The sequence below is a fragment of the Shewanella sp. Scap07 genome (genome assembly GCF_013394145.1).
In the GTDB taxonomy this organism is placed as follows: Bacteria; Pseudomonadota; Gammaproteobacteria; order Enterobacterales; family Shewanellaceae; genus Shewanella; species Shewanella waksmanii.
In genome coordinates this window covers 2,489,911-2,501,368 of record NZ_CP041329.1, presented here as the reverse complement: position 1 = coordinate 2,501,368, position 11,458 = coordinate 2,489,911, and the positions used below count along the sequence as shown (strand labels likewise).

Below are 11,458 nucleotides of genomic sequence, written 5' to 3'. Positions count from 1 at the left end.
AAAACCATTTGCTTTCACAAAATTGAATAGTCGCCAATATTAACATTCAATCAAATCGACTTAGAATATAAGACTACTTTAACTGGTTTTCCGTCAAATGGTCCTTGTTCTTGTTGATAGCTATCAAACTCCATACCTAATTTGGCCATTATATTAATAGAACCCAGATTATCTGGCTCAGCGATTGCACTGATAGTGGTTATATCTTGCATACAACATAAATTATTTAGAGTGTGTTTAGCCGCTTGAGTCGCTATTCCTTTGCCCCAACATGACTCTTTAAACCGCCAGCCAATTTCTAAACTATTAAAATTCGGCTTTGGGCCAAAAAAGTGCATGGGCCTTATTAATATCCAGCCAAGAAAACTGTCTCTTTGTTTTTCTAACTTTGTAAATACGCCCCATAACCCCCAGCCTTTATCTGCATTACGATATGCATTTAACCTTGGTAGCATCAACTGTGTGATATCATCCATAGTAGAAGTACGTCCACCGGTAATATAGTGCATCACATTGGGGTTACTGTCTAAGTCATACATCAGCAAAGCATCACTGTCATCAAGCAGTCGATAATGCAACGTCTGTTTGTTGATTGTTGGCATAATTCCCTCCTTTCGAGCCAAAGTATTCGCCGAGCCTATGTGCAATAAAGTCGATAAAATGACAAAAACTGGCGACAAAATCGACGTATTATGCCCAGATTAAGGAATTATTAAAATAGCGCTTACATCCTTAAAGTGACTTGGTTAAGATAGTTGCCGGTTGCAGATATATTTATCACATCTGCAGTTTGTCTAGCAGATGATTTAGCATAATAAGATAAGAATAAGGGTGCACTGCGCCTAATCAGTACGGTATTTTCATGTCATTAAAGTCAATAATATCAATAGTTGGTCTAACGTTAGCTGCTGTACCTCAGTTTTCCGAGGCAACGACCTACACAGGTATCAGTGATCGATTCAAAACCGAATTTCATAAACAGCTTAAAGCCAATAATGTTCCTGGTGGGGCTTTTGTTATTGTTAAAGACGATAAGATCATCAAACTGAGTACCTACGGCAAGCGCAAAAAAGGCGGTGATCTTAATGTTAACGCTGACACGGTTTTTAGATTAGCATCCGTATCTAAAACATTTGCGGGTACCCTAGCAACTATGCTGGTACAAGAAGGTAAGTTTTCCTGGGAAGAGCCGGTCAATAAGTATGTACCTGACTTTACACTCGCCGGACCCACTGCAGGCAAAGACATTAACTTAGGCCATGTGATTGGTCAAAGTACCGGCTTAATGCCCAATAGTTACGACAACATCATTAATGCCAATGGTAAGTTGGAAAAGATAATCCCCAAGTTTTCTAAATTAACCCCAATGTGTACGCCCGGAAAGTGCTATAGCTATCAAAATATTGCTTTTTCACTTATCCAAGAGCCTATTGAAGAGACAACGGGTAAATCCTATGAAACATTAATCAATGAGCGCATCTTTACGCCATTAAAAATGACCAGTGCCTCTTTAGGAATCGATAACTTTCTTACCACCAAAAATCGCGCTGAACCTCATGTCAAAACCAAATCAGGGTTTAGGCAAGTGACCGTAAAGCCAAACTACTATCAGTTGGCACCGGCAGCAGGTGTTAATGCCAGCATCAGCGATATCTCTAAATGGCTTATGGCAAACATGGGGAATAGACCTGATGTACTTAGCCCAATACTTCTGTCAGATATTACGGAACCTGGGGTCCGTACCCGAAAAGAATTACGCCGTAGAGATTGGCGAGAACATTTAAATAACGCGCATTATGGCAAAGGCTGGCGCGTGTATGACTTCAATGGTAAAGAGCTTATTTATCACGCTGGTTGGGTCGCCGGATACGTTGCTGAAGTGGCTTATTCACCTGAGCTCAATGTTGGTATGGCGATACTGCTCAACGGGGAGTCTCGGGTCATTGCGGAACTCGGTTCCCAGTTTTGGTCGGACGTATTTGAGCAATATGAAAAGAGTCATAAAGGGTGATAGTAAAATATCACCCATATAATTTTGCTTGATGTTTAACGACAGCGCGCTTTGCAAGCTTGAAATTGCTCACCACAATATTGTGTGTTACCACATTCGCGATAAGTGTCATGGCAATCATAAAAACAAGCCGTATCAATCGCGATAGCAAAGTTGGACAATCCAACACTGATCCCGAATGCAAGCGCGACTAAGTGCGTTTTTTTCATTTTTAAAGTTCCTTTTTAATTTTTGTGCTTACCGCACCCCATCAACTTAGCGCAAACCACTGTATATACAATAACCCGAAAGCGTTAAAAAAATGAAAGGGTACTAAATGGGTGTACCCTTTCAACAGAGGGATAAACTTAAAGGTAAAGTTCATCAAGGCAGGTGATGTACTAAGCAAACTGGTGAAGTTTGCTTAGTAGACGATGGTGAAACAATGTCTGTTTCAGAATGCATTACGTGGGTGCGGTTCAAAAGGATCATTTTCATCGCAAAATATTATTTCGCTTATTAACTACTTCCCCTACTGTTCCTTAGTTGCTAATTGCTCTTGGTAAGCAAGTGATGCTAACGTAGCATATTGACTGCCTTACAAGTTTTAACAATTACAATAAGGAAACCACTAAGATGGTTAAGCCACCACTATCGCTGCGCAAGTTGATGCAGTTCACCTCAATAATGACCTTTTATACTGTTTTTATTAGCCCACAAACCTTAGCCGCAGAAGCCCAACATAAGGTACTTATTGCAGACGCCTATGTAGATGTTAAAGCGGGCAAGGTAATAGACGATGTCGCGGTTTATATCGATGGTAATACCATTACTAAGATAGAGAGTTATAAAGGTAAACCTATAACTGACCATGCTGAAGTTATCGATTTGTCAGGCAAAACATTGATCCCCGGTGTGATGGATATGCATGTGCATTTGACCGGAGATGCTGAGGATAACTTTCTAGCCTCTAGAGAGTACTCACTACCTAGACAAACTGTTAAAGCTGTAAAAAATGCCAACAAAACCTTAATGGCTGGGTTTACCACAGTGAGAAACCTTGGCGCGTCAGGTTATGCCGTTATTGGTGTACGAGATGGAATTAATGCTGGTGAGATAGCCGGACCACGAATATGGGCAACTGGCCATTCTATCAGTATTACCGGCGGTCATTGTGATGACAATTTTTCAGCACCTGAAAAAGCCCAGAAAGCAAAAGGTGTAGCAGACGGGCCTTGGGCTGTGCGGGCAAAAGTGAGAGAAAATATTAAATATGGCGCCAATGCCATTAAAGTATGTGCAACGGGTGGTGTGTTTTCTAAGGGCACGAAAGTTGGCGTACAACAGTTAACCTACGAAGAGATTAAATCTGCCGTAGATGAAGCGCATATGCGTGGCTTAACAGTTGCTTCCCATGCCCATGGTACCAATGGCATAAAAGCGTCTATTAAAGCGGGGGTAGATAGCATAGAACATTGCAGTTTTATGGATGATGAAGCCATCAATATGGCGCTCAAAGCTGGCACCTACTTGTCCTGTGATATCTATAATACCGAGTATACATTGGCTTTTGGTGCAGCGAACGGCGTACCAGAAGAGAATATTAATAAAGAGAAGTTAGTCTCCAAAGCACAGCGAGAGAGTTTTCGGTTAGCGGTCAATGCAGGCGCCAATATGGTATTTGGATCAGACGCTGCTATTTACCCTCACGGTGATAACGGTAAACAGTTCTCCAGAATGGTTAAGTTTGGCATGACTCCAATGCAGGCGCTGCAATCAGCTACAATCAACAGTGCGGCACTATTGCAACAGGACAATCTAGGTCAAATCAAAGCGGGTTTTCTCGCAGATATCATTGCTGTCGATGGCAACCCTATCTCCAATATTGCTTTACTAGAAAGTGTCAGCTTTGTAATGAAAGACGGCAAAGTCTATAAAAATCAGTAATGGTTACACAATTTCGTCCTTTAACCACTTAACTCAAACAGCCTGGTTAGCATTCAATTTGCTAACCAGGTTTGTAGGGTAGTAACTAAGTTTCTATCATTTTCAATATTCAATTAAGCCCCAACTAAGCCTCTCTTGTGATAATAACCACTACTAAACAGTATGTCTTCAGTCGGAGTGTCAGTGGGTTATGAAGCAAAACATTTTGTTAATCGTGGTGGCAACAGTTTTAGCATTTACCGTCACGACTTATATGCTGATCCCGCTTACTAAGCTGTTATTTAATATCTCCATTATTTTGATTCCTACAGCGATTATTGCTGTTGGAAGCTATTTAGCTTTAAAACAAATCTTTCAACGAGGTAAGTAATGAATAGTATTATTGTGATTGGAACAATTATCGTGTGTGCCGTTGTATTGGTAATGGCGACACCCAAAAAGTAATAGCGTTACATGGCTAATGAATGTTAGATATCATTGAGTTTCCGGCTCAGGATATCTAACACTTGATTAAAATCTTCCAATTGCTTCGAGCTTAGTTCTTGCAGTAATGCTTGTTGCCATTCTATGGCTAGCGGCATAATGGTTTGTACCAGCCTTTCCCCTTCTATTGTTAATGATAGCAGCGCCGAACGTTTATCGGCCGGATCTCGATGTTTTATCAAATAAGCTTTGTTCACAAGCGATTGTACCGCCCTAGACGCGGTAGACTTGTCTAAAGATGCTGCTTGAGTGATCTGTTTACCACTGACATAACTACTTGTGCGGGCTGCCATATCGGCCACATGCACCAATATTCGCCACTCCGGCACCGATAAGCCAAATTGTTGTTGATATTGCTTAGCTAGGCTATCACTTATCTGATGGCTTAATTTTGCTAGTTTATAAGGCAGAAACTCTGCCAAAGACAGTTGGATGTTTGCAGCGCTAAGCGGTGGGAGATTGTTATCCATAAATTGTCTATTCTCGTTGTTTACTTAAGCGCATCGAAAGCATTCGTTGTCTGCAAAGGCGTTTGTAAAGTTTAGCTGCCACTGTGGGCGTATATCTTGCCAGCCGCTAGGGCCTATTTCCTGTTGTTTTTGTCGGCTCTGACTTGAATCTATTCTCACGTGAGAGTAGTTTTAAAGCATAACACAAACAATTAGCACTGTAACGGCATAAGAGGATGAGGCAATGGCAGGCAATATCGAATACATGACAGGCTTTGGCAATGAGTTTGAAACCGAAGCACTGCCTGGAGCACTACCAATTGGTCAGTTTAGTCCGCAAAAGGTCAAATACGATTTATATGCTGAACAATTTAATGTTACCGCCTTTACAGCCCCAAGAGCGGATAATCGTCGTAACTGGTTCTATCGAATCCGTCCATCTGTGGTACAGGGAGAATATCAGCAAATAGATAATGGTTTACTTCGCAGCGCGCCAATTACGGAAGCGACCCCACCGCCTACCATGTTGCGTTGGGATCCTGTTCCCTTACCTACTGAAAATACAGATTTTGTTGATGGGCTAGTGACGATGGCTGCTAATGGTAGCGTAACTGGGCAAGCCGGGATTGGTATCCATATTTACGCTGCTAATCGCTCTATGACAGATCGCTATTTTTGTAATGCCGATGGCGAGCTGTTATTCGTCCCAGAACTAGGCGAGCTCATTCTTCACACCGAATGCGGTAAACTGTCACTATCAAAAGGCGAAATAGCGGTAATTCCAAGAGGAATTAAGTTTTCAGTTGAACTATTAAGCGAACATGCACGTGGTTATATTTGTGAAAATTATGGTCACCCCTACGTTTTAGCTGAACGTGGACCCGTTGGCGCTAATGGTTATGCTAATGATAGAGACTTCCAATACCCAGTTGCGGCTTTTGAAGATCGTGAGGGTAACTTTGAACTAGTAACAAAATTTGCTGGTAATCTATTTCGTTGTGATTTGAACCACTCACCGTTGGATGTTGTGGCTTGGACAGGAAACAGCGCACCTTACAAGTATGACCTTTCCCGTTTTAATGTGATGAATACCGTCAGTTTCGATCATCCTGATCCATCGATATTCACCGTTTTAACCTCGCCGTCTGGTACACCAGGTGTAGCAAATATCGATTTTGTTATTTTTCCGCCGCGATGGATGGTTGCAGAGAACACGTTCAGACCGCCCTACTATCATAGAAATATGATGAGTGAGTTTATGGGACTCATTGAAGGTGTATATGATGCGAAGGAGCATGGATTTGTGCCAGGAGGTGCTAGTTTACACAATTGCATGTCACCTCATGGTCCTGAAGCCGAAGTATTTGATAAAGCCTCTAATGCTGAGTTGGCCCCACAGCGATATGAAAACACCCTCGCCTTTATGTTTGAGTCTCGTTATATTATCGAGCCTACTCACTATGCGCTTAATGGTGAAACCCGCCAGCCTAATTACAGCGACTGTTGGCAAGGAATACGTAAACTGTTTAAGGCTTAATAGAAAGGTCTAAAACGACAAAAGGGGCTGATAGCCCCTTTTTGTCACGCTTACCGTCTTAAATGTCGACATTAAGTTGAAGCTGTTTGGCTAAGCCACGAGGCGGTAACGGTAATCTCGCCAGGTTTGGCAAAATTCCCAACGATTCTCTTTACAGACTTTACTGACTTGATAGCGATTGAATGCGGCTATTTCTAGTTTGCCTGCTGCCTCGGACTTATTGGACAGGCGATGATCTAGCTTATCGCTATTAATTGATACGGACACGCTATGGGTTAGTATCACCAGACCTATCACATAAGACCATCGGTTTAATGGACGCTTAAAAGCATGCTTGAGTGGTTTTAGTATCACGCTCATCGCTCCTTAGCATCACTAGTTATGCAAATTAAATGGCTGTTCTATTCAATATAACCACTACTGCAGTATTTTGCCAACTTATTGTCTAGTGCTGTTCTGGTAAATTGATCACTGAACCTAGGCACCGAGCGCTACAACAAGCCATGTACATTTTATATCAATCATCACGCGAGCTACCGATTCTAAAGAGATTGTCACTATGTGGTTGGTGTGTCTACTGCCGGGCGCTAACGACAAATTGCTGCTCTAACTCATCTAATATCGATGTGTCGTGAGTACTCTTACGGCTGCGGCTAAATAGAGACGATTGAATAAATAAGTCAAACCACGCACTAAGGGCCTGTAAATTGTTAACCTCTCCTGCTGCCCCCAGTGCTAAGCTGGCCACTTCAGCGGTCCCGAGCTGAAAGTCGCGACTGCCTTTACGTAACCCATAGGTTGCCACGGATTCTGGCGTAAATGAAAGCATAGGAAGCTGATGAAGATAAGGCGACTTACGAAACATTTTAATTGCCTCGCGCCAACTTCCATCAAGTAAAACAAACAGCGGCCTTTTATCTGAATCAGCATGGGGCTGAATTTCAGTTAAGACCAGTTGGCCTTTCTCGGCATATTCACTGGGAAATATCAGATAGGGTTGGTATTGCGGATCGCTAAGCAATTGCAGCACTTTACGATTCACATGGGTTCGGGACCAAATATAGGCATGGGTATCTTCGATTAAGTCTGCGATTAAGCGGCCTGAGTTACTGGGTTTAAGCACTTCATCGTCGTACATAATCAGTAAAAAACTGACCTTTGAATCAAGCACCTTTCTAGCGTGACAGGTACAGAACTTTTGCGCCAATAGACAAAGCTCACAACGCACTAAGTTCTTACCCCGCGCCATGTAAGGGCGACTGGATATGGCTTTTCGATATTGGTACAAACGATGCACAGCGTGTTGCGGCAGCGACATAGAGATTCCGATTGATAAGAACGTTAGATGGCGGTGTGTTGTTAAGTATACGATGCTTGAATCGATAAGGTGGCAAAGGATTCCCTTTACCACCTTATTAAATTGCAACTATAGGATCCTGCGGAGCAAGAAATCGGCTTTTAAACGCCGGATTCGGGTCATGATTTTGCGAACTGGTGCCGGATAGGTGGTTAACGTCTCTATCTGACTATAATGGTACAAACGTTCAGTATGCTCGAGTATATGTTGCTGCTCTTGCTCAAAACTGTCTTTCCAGGCACCGCATTCATCTTGCAATAATAGGCCGTTTTCTAAATCTAGTGCCCACGCGCGAGGGTTGAGGTTACTCCCGGTGATTAGATGCTGCTTGCTGTCAGCACTAATCCCTTTTAAATGATAGCTATTTCGGCCATGTTTCCACAAATGTATATTAAGCTGGCCACTTTCAATTGCCCATTGCTGCCTTTTAGCGAATTTACGTAGCGATTGCTCATACATATAAGGCAAAGCACCAATAGTAGAAAACTCTTCTTCTGGTGGAATATAAAAGTCATTCGAGGTTTTATCGCCTACCACAATATCAATACGCTTACCGTCTCGTAAATGCTTAGCGAGTGCTCTTGCTAAAATGTAAGGCGGATTAAAATAAGGAGTGCAAATAAATAAGTGTTGACGTGATTGCGATACCATATCAACCACTAACTTATTGAGTTTGTTCTTCTTACGCCCAAGACCCACAATGGGTGTGACACGGTTACCAATACTGGTTGATTCGAATTTGTATTGCGCTTTACCTAAACGTAGCTTTAAGCTGCGAACATCATTTTTCTCTGGTAACGTTTCACAGTCTTTATCTTGTGATAAAGAGCAAACGGCAATATCGTCAACCAAATAGGTTTTGATCATCTGCCGCATACTTCTAGCAAGTTCAGCCGATTCAATGACATGATAACGATCAAAACGATATTTTTCATTTTGATGCAGATAGATGTCGTTAATGCTGGCACCGCTATAGATCACTGTGTCATCAATCACAAAACCTTTTAAGTGCAACACGCCCATAAATTCGCGAGACTTAACCGGTACACCTAAAATATCGATAGGGTTCTCGGTCTCTGCATTCGCTTTACGGTACATTAAGTAGTTGCCACTATCGCCTTTATGACCGATCAGGCCGCGTCTAGCACGATGAAAATCTACCAGTACTTTTACGTCTAACTGCGGATTACGGTTTTTGGCATCGATGAGGGCCTTTAAAACTTCTCTACCCGCTTCATCATCTTCTAAATAAAGTGCCGCAATATAAATAGAATGCTTTGCTGCATTGATTTGCGAGATCAACTCTGACTTAAGCTTTTCTGGGGTGTGTAACCAGCGTAAAGCGTCAGGTGATAATGCTATTCCACCAAGCTTATCCAGCAAGGTATCCTCCTTTAAAAATGGGTCCCATTACGATAGTAACCGCGTGGTTCAAGTGCGGTAAACAAAATGGCAATATGAGTAGCCTGGCTGTAGACAGCCAATAATTGTTTGCGAATCGTTCGCTCTACTTCGTCTTGGATTTCGGGTGCTTTTGGAAACCACAGGACTTCGACCTGTACGACTGATATGTCAATATTCCCGCCACGGTAACTGATACTTGGCACCCAATCTAACGTAAAAGCGTCAGGTTTTATCTGGGTAACACTGGCTAAATCTTCTAATAAGGTCTGACTTAGCTGAGCGACTATATGTTCTGGTAGCCCTCTCATCCGTATGTGTGGCATAGCAATCCCGTGCTTTCTTTATAAGGCTTAAGAAACTACCGATTTAACGGCGATTGGGCAAGGTTTTTCTGTTAAATTGGTTAACAGTGCCCATCAATTTGACTTAATTGTAACCAATTGAACAAGAGCGAATAATTTTGTTTGAAAATTCTAACATCCTCACGTTAACCGCAGGCTATACCTGTTAGATTAGCAATATAGAAACTTAGATACTTGCCTTACCCTAATGAATATAAAACTGCTACTTACTCTTGCTGGTACCCTGCTCGCGGCTTGGTTAATTTTTCACTTTAAAGCTGAACTTGGATTATTGGTGTTACCACTATTTTTTGGCTTAGTGACCTTTGTGACCATCAAACTATATCGCCTTATGGAAAAGGATGAACCAAGCGATCCTCAATAAAACACTATTTACTCAGGTATAGGGTTTGAACTTAATCGCTAGGCTCGACATAATGCTTGGCATCATACCGTCATAATTACTACCCATGCTAAAACGGCTAACAACATTAGCAATACTTTGGGGCGCCTCACAGAGTGCGGTGGCCGCAGATTACATGGCTAATGTGCTAAAGGTTATTCAACCGCCCCATTCACAAATCGCCATAACAGCAACAGACTTGGCTAGCGGCAAGCTGATTTTTGAACAGAACGCCGATACGCTGATGTTACCTGCCAGTACTCAAAAATTGTTAACCGCAGTCACTGCAAGTTATCTACTAGGCCCGGATTTTAGTTTCCAAACTCAGCTTAAAGCGGCTAGCCCAATCGTTCACGGGCATTTACAGGGCGATCTGTTCATAGAGTTCAGCGGCGATCCGACCCTATCCAGTGATGAGATCCGCAGTTTACTATTACAACTTAAACAACATGGCGTTGAACATGTTGATGGCGCAGTTTATCTTGTCGGCAATAACAGTAGCCAAACCCAAGCAAACGGTTGGGTGTGGGACGACCTTGGGATCTGTTATGCGGCGCCTGTCTCTGACTTTGTAATAAACCAAAACTGTATCAAGGCACAGTTAAAGCCCAAGCTGGCCAGTAAGCAAAGCAGAGTCGTGTACCCTAACTATCTACCAGCAGTGATTACAACGTCCGCTACATTTGATAAAACCCGCGACAAAACATTTTGCCATTTAGATCTAAAACGCTTGCCTGAGAATCATTACCACATCAGTGGTTGCCATGCGGACAACAAAACATTACCTCTGGCGATTGCGGTATCGGATCCCGGACTATACGCGCAAAAAACCTTATCTAGCCTACTGAGCCACAGTCAAATTTCAGTGGCGAAAGGTGTTTACGTAATAGAGCGCTCGCCAGCTGACCTGTTCCTGATTGCTGAACATCGCTCGCAAAAATTAACCGCACTACTAAAAACGATGTTGGAAGATTCTGATAACCTCATCGCTGACAGTCTGTTTAAGCAACTTGGGCAACATTTTTACCAACGTCATGGAAATTTCAATAATGGCGCCCAAGCGATGGCATCGGCTCTAACCGATCTAGGTGTCGACATTAAACACGCGCAAATCGCCGATGGTTCAGGCTTGTCACGTTACAACCTAATAACGGCTAATCAATTAGCGCAAGTTTTAACGCTGATCCATACAGAACCAAAATTCAAATACTTACGTGAGCTTTTACCGGTATCGGGTAAGAGTGGTACGTTGAGATATAGATCGCTGTACACGCAAACACCCCTAGCTGGCGCTGTTGCCGCCAAAACGGGCTCAATGCAAGGGGTGGATAATTTGGCGGGCTTTATTCATACAGAGCGCTTCGCCGATACCCTGTTTGTCATACTTGAAAATGGTTTAAGTCCTAATGAGAAAGAACAACAATTAGCACCTTTCAATGCGTTGTTTTTGCAAAGTTTGCTCGATAGAAGCCAACCGCCTAGCAATCAATAGGACAAAAAAAGCCACAGCACTTTATGCTGTGGCTTTTCATTAAAACCAATGTCTA

13 protein-coding genes are annotated in these 11,458 nt (G+C 42.6%); 6 read left to right on the top strand and 7 right to left on the bottom strand.

The genetic code is table 11. The annotated features are described in order from the left end of the window. Positions 1-50: 50 nt before the first annotated feature. A complete protein-coding gene (locus tag FLM48_RS10885) occupies positions 51-602 on the bottom strand; it encodes a GNAT family N-acetyltransferase (RefSeq protein ID WP_179024652.1) in 552 nt (183 codons plus the stop codon). A 260-nt stretch (positions 603-862) separates the two neighbouring features. On the opposite strand from FLM48_RS10885, the gene FLM48_RS10880 reads away from it, so the two are divergent. Beyond that, a complete protein-coding gene (locus FLM48_RS10880; protein ID WP_179024651.1) occupies positions 863-2,011 on the top strand; it encodes a serine hydrolase in 1,149 nt (382 codons plus the stop codon). A gap of 35 nt (positions 2,012-2,046) precedes the next feature. Here the strand turns inward: FLM48_RS10880 and FLM48_RS10875 are convergent, their stop codons facing one another. Beyond that, positions 2,047-2,220 (bottom strand): hypothetical protein, encoded by a 174-nt coding sequence (locus FLM48_RS10875; protein ID WP_179024650.1) that lies wholly within the window; start codon positions 2,218-2,220, stop codon positions 2,047-2,049. A gap of 406 nt (positions 2,221-2,626) precedes the next feature. Between FLM48_RS10875 and FLM48_RS10870 the strand changes: the two genes are divergently transcribed. Both FLM48_RS10870 and FLM48_RS10865 read left to right on the top strand, forming a co-directional pair. Continuing rightward, complete coding sequence (locus tag FLM48_RS10870; RefSeq protein WP_372847461.1) at positions 2,627-3,937, top strand: amidohydrolase family protein; 1,311 nt, start codon at positions 2,627-2,629, stop codon at positions 3,935-3,937. A 190-nt stretch (positions 3,938-4,127) separates the two neighbouring features. Next, entirely contained in the window at positions 4,128-4,307 is a 180-nt protein-coding gene (locus FLM48_RS10865; RefSeq protein WP_028772216.1) for a hypothetical protein, read from the top strand. Positions 4,308-4,404: 97 nt separating this feature from the next. Here FLM48_RS10865 and FLM48_RS10860 read toward each other — a convergent pair whose 3' ends face one another. Next, on the bottom strand, positions 4,405-4,890 hold the full coding sequence (locus FLM48_RS10860; protein WP_179024649.1) for a MarR family winged helix-turn-helix transcriptional regulator: 486 nt from the start codon (positions 4,888-4,890) through the stop codon (positions 4,405-4,407). Between the two features lie 223 nt (positions 4,891-5,113). Between FLM48_RS10860 and hmgA the strand changes: the two genes are divergently transcribed. After that, positions 5,114-6,406 (top strand): homogentisate 1,2-dioxygenase, encoded by a 1,293-nt coding sequence (gene hmgA / locus FLM48_RS10855; protein ID WP_179024648.1) that lies wholly within the window; start codon positions 5,114-5,116, stop codon positions 6,404-6,406. A gap of 90 nt (positions 6,407-6,496) precedes the next feature. Here hmgA and FLM48_RS10850 read toward each other — a convergent pair whose 3' ends face one another. The 4 genes from FLM48_RS10850 to FLM48_RS10835 form a co-directional block, all read right to left on the bottom strand. Then, a complete protein-coding gene (locus FLM48_RS10850; protein WP_179024647.1) occupies positions 6,497-6,760 on the bottom strand; it encodes a hypothetical protein in 264 nt (87 codons plus the stop codon). 220 nt (positions 6,761-6,980) lie between these two features. Continuing rightward, complete coding sequence (locus FLM48_RS10845; RefSeq protein WP_179024646.1) at positions 6,981-7,724, bottom strand: tRNA-uridine aminocarboxypropyltransferase; 744 nt, start codon at positions 7,722-7,724, stop codon at positions 6,981-6,983. A gap of 108 nt (positions 7,725-7,832) precedes the next feature. Continuing rightward, entirely contained in the window at positions 7,833-9,146 is a 1,314-nt protein-coding gene (gene pssA / locus FLM48_RS10840) for a CDP-diacylglycerol--serine O-phosphatidyltransferase (protein ID WP_179024645.1), read from the bottom strand. An 11-nt stretch (positions 9,147-9,157) separates the two neighbouring features. After that, positions 9,158-9,490 carry a DUF1904 domain-containing protein gene (locus FLM48_RS10835; RefSeq protein ID WP_179024644.1) on the bottom strand — a complete coding sequence of 111 codons (333 nt, stop codon included), beginning with the start codon at positions 9,488-9,490 and terminating at the stop codon, positions 9,158-9,160. 226 nt (positions 9,491-9,716) lie between these two features. On the opposite strand from FLM48_RS10835, the gene FLM48_RS10830 reads away from it, so the two are divergent. Both FLM48_RS10830 and dacB read left to right on the top strand, forming a co-directional pair. Beyond that, positions 9,717-9,893, top strand: coding sequence for a hypothetical protein (locus tag FLM48_RS10830; protein ID WP_169732690.1), 177 nt, complete (start codon positions 9,717-9,719; stop codon positions 9,891-9,893). A gap of 154 nt (positions 9,894-10,047) precedes the next feature. Next, positions 10,048-11,403, top strand: coding sequence for a D-alanyl-D-alanine carboxypeptidase/D-alanyl-D-alanine-endopeptidase (gene dacB / locus FLM48_RS10825; RefSeq protein WP_256871117.1), 1,356 nt, complete (start codon positions 10,048-10,050; stop codon positions 11,401-11,403). The last annotated feature ends 55 nt before the right edge of the window (positions 11,404-11,458 follow it).

Excerpts from the sequence above, each read along its gene's own strand:
- FLM48_RS10885 (WP_179024652.1), bottom strand. The coding sequence starts at position 602 with ATGCCAACAATCAACAAACAGACGTTGCATTATCGACTGCTTGATGAC.
- FLM48_RS10880 (WP_179024651.1), top strand. The coding sequence starts at position 863 with ATGTCATTAAAGTCAATAATATCAATAGTTGGTCTAACGTTAGCTGCT.
- FLM48_RS10875 (WP_179024650.1), bottom strand. The coding sequence starts at position 2,220 with ATGAAAAAAACGCACTTAGTCGCGCTTGCATTCGGGATCAGTGTTGGA.
- FLM48_RS10870 (WP_372847461.1), top strand. The coding sequence starts at position 2,627 with ATGGTTAAGCCACCACTATCGCTGCGCAAGTTGATGCAGTTCACCTCA.
- FLM48_RS10865 (WP_028772216.1), top strand. The coding sequence starts at position 4,128 with ATGAAGCAAAACATTTTGTTAATCGTGGTGGCAACAGTTTTAGCATTT.
- FLM48_RS10860 (WP_179024649.1), bottom strand. The coding sequence starts at position 4,890 with ATGGATAACAATCTCCCACCGCTTAGCGCTGCAAACATCCAACTGTCT.
- hmgA (WP_179024648.1), top strand. The coding sequence starts at position 5,114 with ATGGCAGGCAATATCGAATACATGACAGGCTTTGGCAATGAGTTTGAA.
- FLM48_RS10845 (WP_179024646.1), bottom strand. The coding sequence starts at position 7,724 with ATGTCGCTGCCGCAACACGCTGTGCATCGTTTGTACCAATATCGAAAA.
- FLM48_RS10835 (WP_179024644.1), bottom strand. The coding sequence starts at position 9,490 with ATGCCACACATACGGATGAGAGGGCTACCAGAACATATAGTCGCTCAG.
- FLM48_RS10830 (WP_169732690.1), top strand. The coding sequence starts at position 9,717 with ATGAATATAAAACTGCTACTTACTCTTGCTGGTACCCTGCTCGCGGCT.
- dacB (WP_256871117.1), top strand. The coding sequence starts at position 10,048 with ATGGCTAATGTGCTAAAGGTTATTCAACCGCCCCATTCACAAATCGCC.